General features: G+C 44.6%; 17 protein-coding genes. 8 read left to right on the top strand and 9 right to left on the bottom strand.

The genetic code is table 11. The annotated features are described in order from the left end of the window. Positions 1–136: 136 nt before the first annotated feature. The 4 genes from NSS66_RS21315 to NSS66_RS21300 all read left to right on the top strand — a co-directional run bounded on the left by NSS66_RS21315 (position 137) and on the right by NSS66_RS21300 (position 4,628). Positions 137–1,612 carry a glycoside hydrolase family 32 protein gene (locus tag NSS66_RS21315; protein ID WP_340959717.1) on the top strand — a complete coding sequence of 492 codons (1,476 nt, stop codon included), beginning with the start codon at positions 137–139 and terminating at the stop codon, positions 1,610–1,612. Positions 1,613–1,679: 67 nt separating this feature from the next. Beyond that, entirely contained in the window at positions 1,680–3,098 is a 1,419-nt protein-coding gene (locus NSS66_RS21310) for a sucrose-specific PTS transporter subunit IIBC (protein WP_023986594.1), read from the top strand. Between the two features lie 467 nt (positions 3,099–3,565). Further along, positions 3,566–4,120 carry a hypothetical protein gene (locus NSS66_RS21305; protein WP_081391277.1) on the top strand — a complete coding sequence of 185 codons (555 nt, stop codon included), beginning with the start codon at positions 3,566–3,568 and terminating at the stop codon, positions 4,118–4,120. Between the two features lie 103 nt (positions 4,121–4,223). Continuing rightward, the gene (locus NSS66_RS21300; RefSeq protein WP_023986596.1) at positions 4,224–4,628 is read left to right on the top strand and encodes a hypothetical protein; all 405 of its coding nucleotides are present in this window, start codon (positions 4,224–4,226) and stop codon (positions 4,626–4,628) included. A gap of 98 nt (positions 4,629–4,726) precedes the next feature. Here the strand turns inward: NSS66_RS21300 and NSS66_RS21295 are convergent, their stop codons facing one another. Beyond that, a complete protein-coding gene (locus tag NSS66_RS21295) occupies positions 4,727–5,515 on the bottom strand; it encodes a helix-turn-helix domain-containing protein (protein WP_023986597.1) in 789 nt (262 codons plus the stop codon). A 179-nt stretch (positions 5,516–5,694) separates the two neighbouring features. On the opposite strand from NSS66_RS21295, the gene pyk reads away from it, so the two are divergent. Further along, positions 5,695–7,110 (top strand): pyruvate kinase, encoded by a 1,416-nt coding sequence (gene pyk / locus NSS66_RS21290; RefSeq protein WP_023986598.1) that lies wholly within the window; start codon positions 5,695–5,697, stop codon positions 7,108–7,110. Positions 7,111–7,236: 126 nt separating this feature from the next. Here the strand turns inward: pyk and NSS66_RS21285 are convergent, their stop codons facing one another. From NSS66_RS21285 to NSS66_RS21255, 7 genes are all read right to left on the bottom strand, one after another. After that, positions 7,237–7,635, bottom strand: coding sequence for a hypothetical protein (locus NSS66_RS21285; RefSeq protein WP_023986599.1), 399 nt, complete (start codon positions 7,633–7,635; stop codon positions 7,237–7,239). Positions 7,636–7,891: 256 nt separating this feature from the next. After that, positions 7,892–9,031: a GerAB/ArcD/ProY family transporter gene (locus NSS66_RS21280; protein WP_308457640.1), complete on the bottom strand. Its 1,140-nt coding sequence runs from the start codon at positions 9,029–9,031 to the stop codon at positions 7,892–7,894. Then, on the bottom strand, positions 9,003–10,154 hold the full coding sequence (locus tag NSS66_RS21275; protein ID WP_023986601.1) for a GerAB/ArcD/ProY family transporter: 1,152 nt from the start codon (positions 10,152–10,154) through the stop codon (positions 9,003–9,005). Before NSS66_RS21275 ends, NSS66_RS21280 begins: the two co-directional genes overlap by 29 nt. 15 nt (positions 10,155–10,169) lie before the next feature. Continuing rightward, on the bottom strand, positions 10,170–10,421 hold the full coding sequence (locus tag NSS66_RS21270) for a hypothetical protein (RefSeq protein ID WP_023986602.1): 252 nt from the start codon (positions 10,419–10,421) through the stop codon (positions 10,170–10,172). 74 nt (positions 10,422–10,495) lie between these two features. Then, positions 10,496–11,701, bottom strand: a complete 1,206-nt coding sequence (locus NSS66_RS21265) for a Ger(x)C family spore germination protein (protein ID WP_023986603.1) — start codon at positions 11,699–11,701, stop codon at positions 10,496–10,498. A 36-nt stretch (positions 11,702–11,737) separates the two neighbouring features. Next, positions 11,738–13,333 (bottom strand): spore germination protein, encoded by a 1,596-nt coding sequence (locus NSS66_RS21260; RefSeq protein ID WP_076295736.1) that lies wholly within the window; start codon positions 13,331–13,333, stop codon positions 11,738–11,740. Positions 13,334–13,486: 153 nt separating this feature from the next. Continuing rightward, positions 13,487–13,831 carry a DUF805 domain-containing protein gene (locus tag NSS66_RS21255; protein WP_023986605.1) on the bottom strand — a complete coding sequence of 115 codons (345 nt, stop codon included), beginning with the start codon at positions 13,829–13,831 and terminating at the stop codon, positions 13,487–13,489. Positions 13,832–14,261: 430 nt separating this feature from the next. On the opposite strand from NSS66_RS21255, the gene NSS66_RS21250 reads away from it, so the two are divergent. From NSS66_RS21250 to NSS66_RS21240, 3 genes are all read left to right on the top strand, one after another. Continuing rightward, complete coding sequence (locus NSS66_RS21250; protein ID WP_340959714.1) at positions 14,262–16,697, top strand: LamG-like jellyroll fold domain-containing protein; 2,436 nt, start codon at positions 14,262–14,264, stop codon at positions 16,695–16,697. 386 nt (positions 16,698–17,083) lie between these two features. After that, positions 17,084–17,284: a cold-shock protein gene (locus NSS66_RS21245; protein WP_007428290.1), complete on the top strand. Its 201-nt coding sequence runs from the start codon at positions 17,084–17,086 to the stop codon at positions 17,282–17,284. Positions 17,285–17,415: 131 nt separating this feature from the next. Beyond that, positions 17,416–17,631 (top strand): cold-shock protein, encoded by a 216-nt coding sequence (locus tag NSS66_RS21240; RefSeq protein ID WP_013308357.1) that lies wholly within the window; start codon positions 17,416–17,418, stop codon positions 17,629–17,631. Between the two features lie 109 nt (positions 17,632–17,740). Here the strand turns inward: NSS66_RS21240 and NSS66_RS21235 are convergent, their stop codons facing one another. Next, a complete protein-coding gene (locus tag NSS66_RS21235; protein ID WP_023986607.1) occupies positions 17,741–18,559 on the bottom strand; it encodes an alpha/beta fold hydrolase in 819 nt (272 codons plus the stop codon). Positions 18,560–18,734 lie beyond the last annotated feature (175 nt).

The following is an 18,734-nucleotide window of genomic DNA, read 5'->3' as shown; positions in this document are numbered from 1 at the left end:
CAAATGGAATCGGTTGCAAATCCATGGATGAGTATATTTTTTTAATCGCATGGGAACCGGTTCCGATAGAATGTTTTTTTCATTGATTTGGAACCGGTTCCTGAAGCGAAAGTTTTAATAAAAATGAGGTACACCTATGAAAATGACAAGAGAACAAAAGTATCGAATGATCGAGCAGGCAGAGCCCGGTGAAATAGCCAGCTTGGAGGAGAAAGTGGAGCAATGTCACTGGCGGCAGGCGTTTCATATCCAGCCACCGACAGGTTTGCTCAATGACCCCAATGGCTTTTCATATTACCAAGGTGAATACCACTTATTTTATCAGTGGTTTCCGCTCGGAACGGATCATGGGATGAAATACTGGTATCATCTGAAATCGAAAGATTTGGTCACATGGAATAGTGCCGGCATTGGCATCGCACCTGGGGATTATTTTGATTCGCATGGGGCTTATTCGGGCAGCGCACTGGAGCATGAGGGCAAGTTATATATGCTGTATACGGGAAATGCACGAGATGAAGACTGGATCAGACATCCTTATCAATGCATGGCTGTTATGGACGAGAATGGTCACATTACTAAATGGGAGCACCCCGTTATTTCCAATGTGCCAGAAGGGTATACAGACCATTTTCGTGATCCCAAGCTATGGAAAGACGGCGATAGCTTTTACTGTGTGATTGGTGCCCAGAGAACGAATTTAACAGGCTGCGCCGTCCTCTACCGATCAACCGACCTTCGTACGTGGCAGTTTGAGGGAGAATTGTGCACAGGCCTGGAATCGTTTGGCTACATGTGGGAATGTCCAGATTATTTTGAACTGAACGAAGCGGGGGTCTTGATCTTTTCTCCTCAGGGCTTGGAGCCTTCTGGGGATGAAAATCACAATATTTATCAATCGGGCTATGTAATCGGCAAGCCGTTGGATACCGGGACAAGAAGACTGGAGCACGGTGCATTCCACGAGCTCGATAGAGGCTTTGACTTCTATGCGCCACAGACGATGATTGACCCACAGGGGCGGCGTATTATGGTGGCATGGATGGGCCTGCCGGATATCGAATATCCCACAGATCCGAACGGATGGGCTCATTGTCTGACATTACCAAGGGAGCTTACGCTTCATGAGGGCAAACTCTTGCAGCGGCCGATCCCTGAGCTAACTACGCTACGTAGAAATCGTGAGGATCGGGTAGCTGACACGTTATTCTCAGAGAGCAAAACCTATGAAGGATTTACAGGTACGGCCTATGAGCTGATCTGTGAGGTAGATCTTTTGAGCGCTAAGGTGTTTGGTATTGAATTCCGTGCGAGTGAGACTGAGAAGACGGTGATTAAATATAATGCCGTCAGCCGCAAACTTGTATTGGACCGTTCGCAATCAGGTGAGCCTGTAGCCACTTCGTATGGTGAGGTACGGCAGTGTTCATGGGTTAAAGATCATATCAAACTACATTTGTTTGTAGATACGTCTTCAGTTGAGATTTTCGTCAATGATGGGGAAGAGGTGTTCACCAGTCGTATTTTTCCGCATCCAGAGAGTGACGAAATACGCTTTTTTGCCGACAAGGGAGAGGCTCTCTTCCAGGCGGTAAAATGGGATTTTACATGAGCAGGCTAAAACATCAAGTGGTTCGTTAATCATCAAACATAACGGAATGAACGAGAGGATGAACATCATGGCGGAAAACAGAGAAATAGCTAAAGAAGTGATCCAGGCAATCGGTGGGCAAGAAAATATTGCATCTTTTGCTCATTGTGCGACGCGCTTGCGAATTATGGTGCATGACAAGGAGAAGATTGATCAGAAAAAAGTTGAGGAGATCGACAAGGTCAAGGGTGCTTTTTTCAATTCCGGGCAATATCAGATTATTTTTGGTACGGGTACGGTAAATCGAATTTTTGAAGAGGTCGAAAAGCTTGGCGTAACCGGTTCATCTAAAGAAGAGGTGAAGAGTCAGGCGAAAAAAGAAGGAAACGTCTTCCAACGCTCCATCCGTACCTTTGGCGATGTGTTTGTACCGATTATTCCTGTACTGGTTGCTACGGGGCTGTTCATGGGGCTACGTGGCTTGCTCACTCAGCCGCAAATTCTCGCTCTACTCGGCATGACGCCACAGGACATTTCACCCAATTTTCTATTATACACACAAGTATTAACGGATACGGCCTTTGCTTTTCTGCCAGCGTTAGTCGCATGGTCAGCCTTTAGAGTATTTGGTGGCAGTCCAGTGCTGGGTATCGTTCTTGGTCTGATGCTGGTAAACCCGGCCTTGCCCAACGCTTATAGTGTTGCGGACGGCTCAGCTCACCCGTTGACGATGTTCGGATTCATTCCTGTGGTGGGCTATCAAGGCTCAGTATTGCCAGCTTTCTTCGTGGGCTTGATCGGAGCCAAGCTGGAGCGGGCGCTGCGCAAACGGGTGCCTGAAGCGCTAGATCTGATTCTTACACCGTTTTTAACACTGTTAATCATGATCACTTTGGGATTGTTTGCCATCGGTCCGATTTTCCATTCACTCGAAGAATGGGTGCTGCACGGAACAACGTTTGTGCTGGATTTACCTTTCGGTATTGCAGGGATTGTCATCGGTTTCTTGCATCAGATTATCGTCGTTACAGGTGTGCATCATATATTTAATTTCTTGGAGATTCAATTGCTTGAAAAGAACGGCGCAAACGCCTTTAACGCCATCATTACCTGCGCTATGGCTGCTCAAGGTGCTGCCTGTCTGGCGGTTGGACTGAAAACGAAGAATAGCAAGCTGAAAGCGTTAGCACTTCCTTCCTCGTTGTCTGCTTTTCTAGGGATTACGGAGCCGGCTATTTTCGGGGTCAACCTGAGATACATGAAGCCTTTTGTCATGGGCCTCATCGGTGGTGCGGTTGGCGGTTTTATCGCTTCAGTCTTCCATTTGGCGGCTACAGGTATGGCAGTTACGGTCATTCCGGGCACGTTGCTCTACATGAATCATCAGCTTCCGCTTTACATTTTGGCGAACTTGGCTGCTATGGTTGTAGCGTTTGTCCTGACCTGGATGTTTGGCTATAACGATAAAATGTTGGAAGAGGTCAAAACAGCGGGTTCTTCAACTTAATATCATTTCAAAATAAGCACGGATACGCATATGAATGAACTATAACGGTCGCCCTACTTTGGAGCGCTCTTGGCCCTTGTTGAAAAGGGATGCTAGAGAAGCTTCCAGGTGGGGAGACCTTTTTTTATAGACTTTATCATTACGTATCCGGTTACGTAATTTGACTTTGGCCAACAGTCGGCTCATAACGCAATGAGTTTCAGAGCATCTCAATGAAATGGACTTTGGACGTTAGTCCGTTTTCAAACGCTCAATAGACTGAAAATGTTCCCTTATGCTGAATGGTTGTCCATTTTTATCTGTCAGACTTCTGGAAGGAGACAAAATATTGTGTCAATGAGGTAAAAATTACAAATAGTATGCACACTATGAGTATTTTGCGTGTTATTATATAAATGTTGTTAAAATTTAGTATTTGGGATTCAATTATTCGTGAAAAAAATTTCTTGTAACTATGATTAGTTGTCATGCTGGTAGCCATCGGATTGACCCCAGCAAGCTCCTATGCAGATTCCTCTTCATCGGCTAAAGAATCTTCCCCACAGTCTTTTTTTCCAGCATATTCTTCAATTGCTAATTCGGATTCACTATTGAGCGGTTTGACGCTTGAAGAATATAATGAAGTTATCAAAAATGCGAAACCCATAGAATCAATTGCTGTTGAAAAAGAAAAGACTCAACTCGATCAAAAGATTTCTCCTATGTCATTGGGAGCATGGTCATTTAGTCACCATTCTCGAGACGATGGGGCTATTTACTCTAATAAGTTTTCGGTTAATAACGCAGCTATCCTGAATTTCCATGTAGTACAATGGGCAGATGGTAGTTCTTGGTCTAGCCCTGAAGTAGGTTACCTGCTCGTGAACAAAAATTATCTGGGAGAGGTTTTTGCCGTTTATGGAAGATATACAGATGAAAATAGGGATTTTCAAATTAAAGCTCCAGGTTTTGGACAATATCAGGTAATGGTACTTAACCTCAATGATTATACGATTTCAGGAAATGGATACGTTACGTTTTAATACTATTTTATTTAACGATTATTATGTTTTTTTATGAACTCGTTGTAATACTAATATTTTTTAAAATACGTAATACATCTTTTGGGAAGGGAGGTGTGTGCGTGTGAACAAGCGACTAAGAACAAGTGTTGTTGTCTTAGGTCTAACTGTTCTTATCGGAGGGGTTATAACCGTCATTCAAAGCCAAACTTTTGCTAATGAAATTAAAACTGAGGTTAAAGTAACCGGCGATTCTAAAACCAGTGTAACCAAAACTGAGACTAAGGCAACCGATGATTCTAACTGGCTCTCACCAGAGAGAAAGAAAGAACTAACTCATCTAGCTCAATCTAAACAACCCCATGTCCTGTTAACTGAGCACGGAGATTTTTATCCCGTTAAGGTCCCAAACAAGTTTCAAAGCGATCAGGTTGCAAATTTGGATAATAAGGGGGAAGAAATAACTACTAAAACAAAGCAGGTCATTTTAAGAAATTTCACCTACGAAAAAAAAGAGGAAGAAAACTAATTTTCCCAGAGAACGCTCGAAAAAATGAGCGTTCTTTTTTCTAGCTTCAAATTTAAAATTGCTTCGTATCATCTTCCCATAATCCTATTTCTGTAGTTCTAAACGATTGAGGAACGTTCATCCAGAAATTCGGACGGCGAGCAGCCTGTCAACCGTTTGAAGATTCGATGAAAATAGGAAACATCACTATATCCCACATACTCCGAAATTTCACGAATCGTTAGCCGGGACTCGGTCAGCATGTAGATGGCGGTTTTAATACGTTGTGTATGTACATGCTCACTGATCGTTTGGCGTGTTACCTCACGCAGCAGCGTCGCGGCATAATTGGGGGTTTTACGGATGGCGTCGCCAAGCTCCTCCTTGGTTACCTTTTCCCGGTAATGGTTCTGGATATACTGTTTCATATGTTCTACATGTCGCTCTCGATCGCAAGAAATGGCGCCTTTGTCCCATTCCTGATTCATATATATCATGGCCTCGGTCAGCAGACAGTCAGCCATCATGGTGTAGTAGCTTGGGTGTTCAGTCCATTGAAAGTACATCGATTTGATCCGTTCATGCAGCATATCGTAGCATCCAGGTTTGATCAACAACGGCTTGTCAGTATTCAGTATGGGAAGTGTGCTGTTCGTACATGTTTTGCGGCAATGTATCACATACTTGGTATGAAAAAGCGTAGGAATGCTCTTGCCATAGTAATCCAGATGACCGGGTAAAAGCAGTGTTTCACCCTTACCGAGAATGAATTTGCAATCGTTCACCCAATATACACATTTGCCAAAGGTGACCAAAATGAACAGTAAGTCATCGTTGTCGCTATTTGCACTAGCCTTTTCATACCAGTCCACACCGTTGTCCTGCCGTATATCCACCAATGTAATCACGAAACTCACTCCCCGATGTCTTCAACATTCATTATACTGTAGTACATTCATCATACTATAGTTCATAGTCTTGGTGCACGGGTACAGGTAGAATAGAGCCATATAAGTTTAATGTAGATAGAGAAGCAAAGTGGAATAGAAAACCATACAGTAAAGACATTCAGGAGGATGACATTACTATGCTTAAAACGAAAATTATTTGTACTATGGGACCTGCCTGTGACTCCATTCATTTGTTAAAAGAAATGATTCAGGCTGGTATGACTGTAGCCCGCTTGAATATGGCTCACGGTGAACTGGAAGATCACGTTAAACGTATCGAAAATGTGCGGCAGGCTGCGAAGGAAATGAATACCTTTATACCTGTCATGATGGATATTAAAGGACCAGAAATACGGATTGGCAAGCTGAGAGAGGCATCTTGTCTGTTGAAACCAGGTAGCCAGCTCATTCTGACCACAGAAGAGATTCTAGGGGACGAGCATCGTATTTCAGTGAATTACCCGGATATGCCGAAGGACATCAAACCAGGCGACCGCATTCTCATTGACGACGGTTTGGTTGATCTGACTGTAACCTCCATCGAGGGTACGGAAATGATTTGTAATATTGTAAGTGGCGGTATTTTGAAGCCAAGAAAAGGTGTAAACCTGCCAGGGATTCATACGACCCTTCCAGGCGTGACGGAGCGAGATGTGAGGCACATCCAATTTGGGGTGGAGCAGCGTGTTGAGCTTATTGCGGCTTCTTTTGTGCGTAAAGGCGACGATATCCGTGAAATCCGTGAAATTTTGAAGGGACATCATGCTGAGCATGTACAAATTTATTCCAAAATTGAAAATGCTGAAGGCATGGAAAACCTGGATGATATTATCGAAGCTTCCGATGGTATTATGGTAGCCCGTGGCGATCTGGGCGTCGAAGTGCCGATTCAAGATGTGCCTGTGATGCAAAAAGAAATGATCGACAAGTGTAATCTGGTCGGCAAGCCCGTTATCGTAGCTACCCACATGCTGGAATCCATGCAGGTGAACCCACGTCCGACGAGAGCCGAAGTTAGTGACGTGTTTAATGCTGTTATGCAAGGAGCCGATGTTGTTATGCTGTCGGGCGAATCTGCTGCAGGTAAATATCCTGTCGAGTCTGTACGGACCATGGCCGCTGTAGCTGCCAGAGCAGAATCACAATTCGATTATCAGGAGCAGTTCGATAAGCGCAGAGCGCGTCAAAGCACCAACATTACCGAAGTGATTAGTCAGGGAGCGGTGAGTTCGTCCCTGGAGCTGGATGCGAAAGCGATTATTACGTCGACTGCCAGCGGATTTACGGCACGTATGGTATCCAAATATCGTCCGAAGGCACCTATTATTGCGGTTACTCCGAATAATACGGTATTCGCTAAAATTTGCCTGTTATCCGGTGTGTTCCCGATCAAAGGGGATAAAGTAGCTACAACGGATGAAATGTTCGAATCCTCCATCCGTAACGCCCTGAATGCAGGATATATCCATAAAGGGGATACTGTAGTTCTGTCGGCAGGTGTTCCTGTCGCTGAGGCAGGTACTACGAACTTGATCCGAGTATATCAAGTGTAAGTTAAAACAAAATACAGACAGCCAAAAGGCGCTCATCCCATCGGAGAGCGCCTTTTTGACATGAATTCGGAAGCACCTCTGAGGGGTCATGGACTACGGCGTAAAGCGGGCCAAGTGTGTCACTGCTTACAGCCCGAACACACTTTTAGCAACGACCTGTGTCAATTCTGCCTTATGGGCTTCGTATTGCTCAGGCGTAATGCTCTTATTGGCCAGTCGTTGATCCAACTGCTCCGTTAACTGAGCTACCTGTAAATCAACAACAGCCTGTGCGTCCTGTTTATTGGATTGTGCAATATCTGCCAAGGTTTGACCGTTATATAACGCATCATACAATTGCTCATCCGAGGATGCGCCCAGTGTTTTCAAAAGTTCATCATCCTTGGAAGCTTCATTATCCTGTACCTGAGGGGCTCTCTCTGGAGCCAGTGTAGCAGCATTAGCCCGACTTCCCCAAGTAGAAGACTGCCCAATAGATAACGCCAGCAACAGTGTACAAATGACCATAATTCGTTTTCGATTCATAAGTGTAAATCTCCTTTGTGTTTCATTCAATTTCTGCCAGGGTGGAGCCTTATATGGATATCCAACGGGAGTAATGTTTATGCCTTTAGCCGATCCGGCTTTATGTAATTACCAGATTCTAATATACATCATACACACCCAATCTTAGCGCCAGCTTAATACTCGTTTAAAATAAACTAAAAGAGGAGGATGTAAACAGGTAACAGCAAAAAAATTTCATCGATGCTCGTAGGAGGGCTCGTACGATGGATGTGATCTATCCTTCGGTCCCTATTTTTTTCTTTGACCAGATTTTTCGTATCCCATGCATACAGAGCAGCAGCAGAGGCAGAAAAAGGCCCATAGATAAGGAAAAAGGTGTCCATATTTTTGCATCCCAGGATTGCTGGTATGGGACATTTGGGTATATGATCACCGACATGACGATCAGGATCATTCCGATAGGGAAGATCAGCGGACGATCATCTTTTAGATTAAAGATTTGGCTAATGGCTATCATAATCGATTGCATATACAGAGCCAGCCTGAAAAAGAGCGAAATAAACCACATAGCGGCCATGATCGCTTCAATACGCTGAAGAAAATTTCCAATGTTTATTTTTTGGGCTAATGAATAGCTCGGATACATACTTCTTGCTGTTAATTCATGGCCGAAAACCAAAACGGCCAATACAATGACCACAACCAGAATCAACCCGCCAATCAGTCCCCCTGTTAAAAAAGCCCTGCGCGCTTGATCGGGCTGATCGACAAACGGAAAAATCATGAGAAAAACAATATGGGTCAGAAACGCAATACTAATAAAGGACAAGGCGGCAGACCAAACGGGTCCGCCTCCCTTCTCCAGCATCGGTTGGGCGTTCTCCAGTTTGATATTGGATACGACTAAAATGACAAAAGCTGTATACAGCAAAATGAACAAGGGAAACAATAGTTCAGCAGAACGGGCTACCGTTTCCAGTCCCAGGCGCACGCCCATCAATACAATGAGCGCAAAGAGGATGTTGACCGCTTGCATCGGCGTTTCCGGCATCATTTGAGTAGTCAAAAAATTCCCCGAATCATACAACACCGCAGCAGGACCCCCCAGAAAAAACATAACCATAAACAGCAGAGCAACAGACTTCCCCAACCACTTGCCCAAAAGGGTCTCCATGATTTCAATCAGGGTCATCTGTGGATACAGGATGGTAATCGTGTTGTACAGCCATATCAACAGCAGCCCGGAGCCCACTCCGACGAGTGCTGCGATCCATGCATCCTGTTTAGCAGTGGCGGCCATAACGGAAGGGATGACGAGGATTGCAGTGCCGATTGTAAATAATATCGTTAAGATCAACAATTGCCGTGTGGAGATTTTAACTTGCTTAGGCACCATCTTCACCTCTATCTTCACGTTTATCATCCGGCTTGTTATTCTTCTTTGTCCCCAACCTTTTCAGGGCATGTATACTGAGCAGCAGTAAGGGAAGAAACAACCCGATTGATAGTGAATAAGGAACCCACGTCTTTGTATCATAGATTTGTTGATATGGGACATTGGGATACACGATGACGGACATGATGACTAAAATCATCCCGAGAGGAAGCACCAGTTGCCGGTCGTTTTTCAAACGAAAGATTTGGGCTATTGCTGTCACAGTAGTGTGCATGTACAGCGTGATTCTGAAAAAGAGTGAAATAAACCACATGGTAGCCATAATTGCTTCGATACGCTGTAAAAAATTGCCGATGTTAATTTTTTTGGCTAACGCATAGCTAGGATAAATATTTCTTGCCGTTAAATCAGGACCTAATACAAAAACTGCCAGTGCAACCACCACGACCAACATTAATCCGCCAATTAGGCTGCCTATGAAAAAAGCTTTACGGGTTTGATCGGAACGATTTACAGAAGCCGGGAAGATCATGAGCAGAATAATATGAGGTATAAACACAGTGCTAACAAAGGACAGGGCAGCAGGCCAAATAGGTCCCAATCCCGCCTCTAATACAGGTTGAATGTTTTCTAATTTAATATTGGACACCACTAAACCTGTAAAAGAAATATAAAGAAGAGTAAATAACGGAAACATCAGTTCGGCAGAACGGACCAGCACTTCCAGGCCCAGCCGAACAGCCAACAATATAATAAGCGCAAAAAGGATATTTACCGCTAGAATTGGTGTTTCTGGTATCATTTGAGTAGTCATAAAATTCCCTAAATAAAATAAAACGGGAGCGGGAGCATTGATGAAAAGTGTGGTGAAAAACAGAAGACCGACGGCTTTGCCTAACCATTTTCCGAGCAGGGTTTCCATAATCCCAATCAGAGTCATCTCTGGATACAGAGCTGCAATCTTGCTGTACAAATACAAGACAAGGAGCCCGGCCCCGACCCCGACGAGCGCGGCAATCCACGCATCTTGTTTGGCTACCAACGCCATGCCTGAAGGAATGATGAGGATTGCACTCCCGATCGTAAATAGAGCCGTTAATATCATAATTTGGCGTGCTGAGATTTTGATCTGTGCGGGCACCTATTTCACCTCGTCTTATTTTATTAGACCGATATGGGTCAGGAAATCACTGAAAGGTCTATATACCGCTGTTATCCAATCCAGAGGAGTTGGAATAAGCCAGTTTAATGCCTTGGCGCAGCAAATTCCGACGGCAAAAAGGAGAAGGATGGAGAATAACCAAAGCTCTTTTTTTAACCCCTTTTTCCACATGTAGGGGACCTCGATCAAGCTGATTGCAGCAGCGGTTAGTAATATGCCCAGAACTTTCACCATATGAGATAGCATCTTGGGAAACACCTTCTTTTGTAGGGTAAGGTTCTATACAGGAGCCAGATCCCCCGCCGTATCTGACAAGGGATTTACTCCTTAATATCATTCAAAAATGAGCTGCCAATCGTGCCCAAGCGCCGAATCTTGAAATTGACCTTGATATTTACGGGTAATTCTGCAAAGTGCTCATAATCCCAATTTTTTTTAATGGATTTCCAGGTTCTCGGGTCAGCGCGGTGAATGGCTTCACCGAATCCGAAAATGTCAGCTTTGTATGATTTTTGAGCTTTTCTGACAGCCATTTTCATAATCTCTTCTATCTTTTCTTCCTCTTTCTTCTCAATGTCATAAATCGTCCCCACCTGGGTCAGATCCAGGTCATTACACTCGACTTCTCCCACGTTGGCCTCAACCTGCATTTTTATATTGACCTGGGGCTCCCCCCTATAAACGTTCCCTTTTATAGTTGTTTGGGTACGAATGATTTCCGAAACGACTTTGCCGCCTCTGGGGCAAGCTACAAAGCCGACAGAGCTCTGCACTTTGCCGCGGATGAAATTGTAGCCTCTACTTTCAGTTTCATTTAACCACCCGATTAATCGATCTTTTCTAAATACAGCAAGTCCGGAATACTGTAATCGGGCGGATGGGGCGATCTCTTGCACATTGCCGCTTGTTTCTCCCGTTTCTTTATTGCCAACGATTCGGAGTCCTGTCAAGACAGGCTGCATTCCTTCACTGGTGAGTGCTGATACCAATTCATCCAAAGTTACTGTCGTACTGGGTGACCAGTTTTTTTGTGATGTTTCCAGAGAGGAGAAAAGGTCGTTTGCGGGAATCGGATCTAAGGGCGTCATAATTTTTAACGTATCCTCCGCACTAGTGCCCTTGGACACTACAATATAAAAATCGGTTCGGAACTGATGATATCTGGAGAGTAAATCTAAAGATTTCGCCATTCCTTCGGTGGCCATCGATTCACCGATTACACATATACGCAGATGAGAAAAATACATTCTCCGGGGGCTAATCGTTGTTATTTTTCGGATCGCTTCAAATATGGTATCCGCTTCTTCTGTATACAAGGTGGCTGGAGCACCACCGCCTGCTCCTTTTTTGGCCGATGCTTTTCCAGGGTCCACCACTTGGAGAGAGACCCGGAATTGATCTCCTTGTTTATCAATCCCCATACCAACGGCGATGGCAAGTTCATTCAACTCCCTGCGATTCCAACAGCCCGTCAGAAGTAAAACGAGTGCAAGAATCAGGCACAGAATCGCTATCTTCCGCTTCATGATTATCCACTCCTTTCCGACTGTTTCTCTTTTCTTTTATTCCCTTGATTTGCGAGGTGGAGCGCTGTTTCGACGTTTGACATTCTTCTGATCGACTAACCGTGGACGTGAAGTCATCATCCAGTGAGGAAACCGAAATATGGTGTCTTTGGTGTCCGTCGGTATTAGAGGTGCAAAAGGAGTCATATAGGGAACACCGAACGAACGAAGGCTGCACATATGCAGGACCAGGGCAATGCCTCCAACGATAATCCCGAACAGCCCAAAGGAAGCGGCAAGTCCCATCAAGGGGAACCGCAGCATACGAAAAGCGATGGACATATTATAGGCAGGGAGAACAAAGCTTGAAATCGCCGTAATCGATACGACAATAACCATTGCTGCAGATATGATGCCCGCCTCGACGGCAGCTTGCCCGATGACGAGTGTGCCTACGATAGAGACGGCTGCCCCGATGTACTTCGGCATACGAACTCCAGCTTCCCGCAATATTTCAAAAGTTAATTCCATCATGAGTGCTTCGATAAAGGCGGGGAAGGGAACGGCCTCCCGCTGTGCTGCCAGACCGATCAGCAGTGAGGTCGGCAGCATTTCCTGATGAAACGTAGTGATGGCAATATATAGGGACGGACCTAACAGGGAGATAAAAACTCCGGTGTAACGAAGAACCCGGATGAAGCTGCTGATGTCCGCACGCTGATAATAATCCTCCGCCGCATGCAGGAAGGAAACAAACAGCGCAGGTACGACAAGCACAAACGGGGTCCCATCCACCAGGATCGCGATTTTTCCTTCCAACAGCTCGGCGGCGATGACGTCTGGACGTTCGGAGTTATATACTGTTGGAAAAGGGGTGAAAGTTTCGTCCTGGATTAACTCCTCGATATAACCGCTTTCGAGAATGCCGTCTACATCAATGCGATTCAATCGCTCATGCACTTCCTCGACCAATTTAGGGTTCACGATCCCTTTGATATACATGACAGCGACTTCGGTCTGGGTTACACGACCGATTTGTTTGGTTTCCAGCCACAAATTCGGATCTTTAATCTTACGCCGAATCAATGCCGTATTCGTGCGCAGTGTCTCAGAAAATCCTTCCCGCGGCCCACGGACGACATTTTCCGAGGCAGGCTCGGTGACACCGCGATCCTTCCATCCACGTGCGCTGGCTACTATTCCCTGTGTCTCACCGTCAATCAAAATGACAGCATCCCCGGACAACAGCGCGTTATATAAGGTTTCAAAGTCGATAATCTCCCGGATGCTTCCAATGGTTAGGGCATAATCTTTCAATACTTGCATGACACTAGAGGAGTTCTGGAGCCTGCACTCTACGTCTCTGGACAAGCTACTATCCAGCATCATCGATTCCATAATGAAGTCGGAGACTATATTTTTGTCCGCCAAACCGTCCGTATAGAGAATTGCAATGAGCTGGTCACCATCTTTGCCGATACGAACTTCTCTTATGATGATGTCAGTGCTGTTACCGAGTGCTTGTCTGATTTGCTGAAGATTGCTTCCGATATTCGCACTGAGCTGCTCTCCTGAATGCTCAGACTTACTTTCGCTGTGCTGGACTGGCGGCTTTTTAACTTTGTTAGGGGGGGTTCTTTTCCGAAAACGCATGAACGTTCTCCCTCTCTTTGAGGATACTTTTTAATCCAGTATGGACGCAGGGGTCTCCAGATAAACTTACTGCTGAAATTTCGATGGGGGAGATACAGATATGAAAAAAACCTCCTTCACAAAAGTGAAAGAGGTTTTAGACATCTACAACCATTACAATTTAGGGTTTTTCCCATACTTATTGTCGCCAGGCTGACTGTCTTGGCATGTGAATACAATCAAAATAATTGACCCTACCAGAGGAATCAGAGCGATTAGAATCCACCATCCGCTTCTGCCTGTATCATGCAGTCTACGGGCCAGGACGGCCAAGGATGGCAGCAGGACAGCCAAAGAATAAATGTAAGTCAATATCGGTGATAAGCCAACAAGACTATCGATCAGACTGATTACAAAGCTAACGATTACACTAAATAGGATAAACATCCAATACTCTGTACGTCTTGCTCTACCTTGGAATCCTACATAGTTTTTTAATGCATTTAAATACCATTGCATATATTTTTCACCTCCTTATAAAATCTAAACGGTTCTTTACAGTATCCGTAAAATTGTCCTTTTAGGTATATCGGCAGGAAACATATAAAATTTTACTTGTAAAATTATAACTTTAAACTAGAAATTTACGCAATACATTTATTAATGTTAATAATTCGATGAATAATTTATAAAAATATAAAATTACATATTGAATTTTCCATATCCATTGAATAATATAGAGGTACGGTTAACCGCTAGGTTTGAAACGTCCTTCTTAACAGAAGGTGCTTTTATTTTCAAATCAAGTGAAAGCGCTTTAATGATGAAAAAGGAGGGATGAGCAACATTAAATTCGAGGCTGAAGAAGTTAATACAAACATAATCCTGACCGCTTTCTCAATATTTTTTTATGTTATCAGGGATGTTCAAAACGAGAGGAGATTGATTTATGAAGCAATCATTTGTTCGTAAAGTAACAGCAGCTTCACTGGCAGGTGCGCTGTTGTTGCCTGCTTCTTTGGTAGGCGCCGAGCAAACACTCAATTCAGATACAGATGGAATTCAAAATGTGGGGCAAACTTCCCTTCAAGCTCAAGACCTAGAAAACTTTTCAATTCAAAGTAAAAAGGCTGTCTCTTTCAAGGAGACTTCCGTACATGATCCATCCATCCTGAAAGTGAAAGACACATTTTATATTTTCGGCTCACATCTGGCGGCTGCCAAGTCCAAAGACCTCATGAATTGGGATACGATTGCTACAGGAGTGGCGAATGGTAATGCATTGATTCCCAACGTCAAAGAAGAATTAAAGGAAGCACTGGATTGGGCACAGACAGACACCCTGTGGGCAGCTGATGTCATTCAACTGGCAGATGGCAAGTTCTATATGTATTATAACGCTTGCAAGGGTGACTCACCTCGTTCAGCAATGGGCCTAGCAGTTGCTGATAAAATTGAAGGGCCTTATAAGAATAAAGGCATTTTTCTAAAATCCGGCATGTGGGACCAACCGAGTGAGGATGGGACGATCTATGACGCAACCAAGCATCCAAATGCCGTAGACCCGGACACCTTTTATGATAAGAACGGCAAACTGTGGATGGTATATGGCTCCTACTCAGGAGGCATCTTCATTATGCAGATGGATGAAAAAACAGGGAAGCCGCTCCCTGGTCAAGGCTACGGTAAAAAGCTGACAGGCGGTAATCATGCTCGTATGGAAGGGCCGTACATACAATACAGTCCGCAAACGGACTACTATTACTTGTTCCTGTCCTATGGTGGATTGTCAGCGGATGGCGGATACAACCTGCGGGTGGCTCGGTCCAAAACACCGGATGGTCCTTTCTACGATGCTGAAGGCAATGATATGATCAAGGTCAAGGCGAATCCTGACAAACCACTTTTTGATGACGCTTCCATTGAACCATACGGTGTCAAACTGATAGGTAATTACCTGATTCCAAGAGAAATTGGTGATCCGGGTACTGGACTGGGTGCAGGTTATGTGTCACCCGGACACAACTCGGCTTATTATGATCCCAAGACGAAAAAGCATTTTGTCATTTTCCATTCCCGTTTACCGGGGAGAGGCGAACAGTTTGAAGTGCGGGTACATGAAATGTTCATGAACGCTGACGGTTGGCCTGTGGTTGCTCCTTATCGTTATTCGGGAGATGAAGATTCACTGAAAAAGCTGTCAGAAAAGGATGTCCTCGGTCAATATTCGTATGTAAATCACGGGAAGGAAATTTCGGCAAATATTAAGCAAGCCGTTAACGTCAGTCTGGATAGTGGCGGCAAGCTGTCTGGTGGAGTGAACGGTACATGGAAGTTGGGGGCAGGCAATCAGCTGGAAATTACAGCAGAGGGCACGAAGTACAAAGGTGTATTCCTGCGGCACCGTGATCCAGACACAGGTGCCAAGACGCTTGCTTTTACCGCGTTGTCCTCCAAGGGTGTTGCGGTATGGGGTTCGCTAAAGCCTGACCTGAAGGCCAGCAAGATTGTAGCTGCTGTGCAGAAGGATCTGAGCCTGGGCGATACGAGCAATGTTCTTTATAATCTGACGCTACCTACTCAAGCAGCACAAGATACCACTATTTCATGGGAATCCACCCACCCGGAGAATATTTCTGTGACAGGTGAAGTATACCGTCCAGAAGCCAGCTCTCAGCCTGTAACAGTTACATTGACAGCGACCATCAAAAAGGACAAAGCCACAGCTAAGAAAAACTTTACAGCCATTGTTCCCGGGCAGGCCCAAGGTCCTCAGCTCGCACGCTATTCGTGGAGTGAAGATCAAGGAACTTCGGTTGTCGACAGCACATACAATCAATTCAATGGTAAGACCTATGGTGGTGCTGCATGGGATAAAGACGGGAAGCTTGGCGGTGCGCTTGTCCTAAACGGTAAGGATGGTTACGTGCAACTACCAAATACAGTAACAGATGCGAAGGATTTTACCTTTTCCGCTTGGGTGAACTGGAAGGGCGGTGCAGCTTGGCAACGGATTTTTGACTTCGGCAACGGCCAAGCCCGGCATATGTTTCTTACCCCTTCCCAAGGAAACGGTGTGCTCCAATTTACAATCCATGAGGGTACGGATCAAAGCTTGCTTTCCAAATCATCATTACCTCTAAACCAGTGGACGCATGTAGCGGTTACACTGGAAGGGAATACAGGAAAGCTGTATGTAAATGGTGAGGAAGTAGCCGTTAATGACAGCATTACCTTTAATCCCAATGAGTTGCTGACGAGCGAAGCTTATCTTGGCAAAAGCCGTTTTGCCGCCGATGCTTACTTCAATGGCAGCCTGGATGAAGTTCAATTGTATAACAAAGCGCTGACAGCAGAGGAAATTAAAGCACTGGCAGAATTGTAATTCAAAATGAGCAAATAAACGCAGGAGATGAGCTTTTAGTAAGAAGTTCGTCTCCTGCACAATGTTTTGTATATTTATTTCTTGATTGCTGGTATAATAGGAAGCAACTGCGGATATAATGTTTTAAGTAGGCGTTAATGACTCACTCCCGCCGAATGAACACAGCTTTGAAGCAGCAATAGAAGACATAAGCACTCTGCATAAATTAAATTCACCAGTGCTTGCGTTTTCAATACACTTATGGTAATATGAGTATATTGAAATTGTGACCTGAGATTCACATATTGTAGAGGGTTATTGTTTTAGGTTGAAATAACCTTGTGCAATATGTGAATTTTTATTTGTCAAAAATAAAGGTCATATAAATACATTTTGGAGGTAATTCCATGCAAACAGGTACAGTTAAATGGTTTAACGCAGAAAAAGGTTTCGGTTTCATCGAGGTTGAAGGTGGAAGCGACGTATTCGTACATTTCTCCGCAATCCAAGGCGAAGGTTTCAAATCTTTGGACGAAGGCCAACGCGTAGAATTCAACGTAGTTGAAGGAAACCGTGGACCACAAGCTGAGAACGTTGTAAAACTGTAATTTAAAATTACAGCCTACTTCAGATGCCCCGAACATAGCGTTTGGGGCATTTGTTTTTATCTGTTCACAAGACCGTTTTTGAACTGATTACATCTTATCGCTTTATAAATCATGAAGAAAGAGGGATGTTTATGTACAATTCACGGAAAAAGCCAATGGATGAGATTCCTGAGGAAATTACAACTGTCTGGAATTGCGCCAGCGATACATGTAACGGCTGGATGCGGGATAACTTCGCTTTTTCTGTCGAGCCGACATGCCCCATTTGCGGTTCTGCCATGGTGAAGGGCGAGAAAAAGCTGGCTGTTTTAAATAATACGAGCTTTAATCATACCAAACAATCCTAAACGGATAAATGTTTGTAGTGAAAGATGCCCCATAGCCATTAACGGCGCTGAGGCGTCTTTTTTGTTTTTTATAAATATGAATTATACATAAGAATGAACAGGTTTTCAATTATGGTGTGGAGGATGGGGCTAGTATGCTCAGTAAGATAGAATTAAATTCGGGTAGCGCTTCGTAAAATACACCGTGCCCGCTTCGTTCGAAAGGAATAAGCTTTGATCCGGCAATTCCTTTTTGAGTTTGGACAGCCAGGGGGAAAGGACAGACCCGATCCAGCTTGCCGTGTAGAATCCAAGTAGGCACGTGTATACATGGTAGGTCAGCGCGCAAATCAGAGTCACGCAGTGAATACAAAGTACAAGCCATGCTATGAACTGTAGCCGCGAAACCCTGATCACGTAACCAATCGCGTAAGCTCTGGCTAACGGGATTGGCAAACAACATCTCGCCAAAAGAAGTTACCAGTTGTGGACGATCTGTATAGGCTTGTTTGATGAGTTTATCTACCTCTGTGACAGGAGTACCGTAAGGGAAGTCGCTGGTTGGGGTGAATCGGGGCGTAGCTGCTCCGATCAAGATCAACTGATTGACGCCAAATCCCCGGTGCCTGCTCATGTAGCGTGTGACCACAGCTCCCCCCATCGAAAAACCGATCAGCCGTACCTGGTTTAACTGAAGCGCCTGCATAACAGCCAGCAGATCGTCCGCCAATCGATCATAATTGTATCCATGCCATGGTCGATCAGACTTGCCGAACCCCCTAAGATCAACCTGAATACAGCGATACCCGTAAGCAGGCAACAAGGCGGCCTGATATTCGTACATTCGGTGATCCAGCGGCCAGCCGTGAACCATCAGAACAGGGATGCCTTCTCCAATATCCTCGACATACAGCTTCACGCCGCGTTCCACCTCAATATAATATCCCATCGTGTTCACCCCTTTAGAAATCACGAAATTTCATTCTCTCTCACATATATGTAGCCAGGGCTTAGCTCATTCGAAAAAGGGATGAGACTGTCACGATATAAGCATATATTATGTTAAAAAATGTATGTCATCCTAGATAGGGATGGGATATAATTATGGAATGAAACAGCATCGG

Source organism: Paenibacillus sp. FSL R10-2748, from assembly GCF_038005565.1.
Taxonomy (GTDB): Bacteria; Bacillota; Bacilli; order Paenibacillales; family Paenibacillaceae; genus Paenibacillus; species Paenibacillus polymyxa_B.
This window is presented reverse-complemented; position numbering and strand designations above follow the sequence as displayed.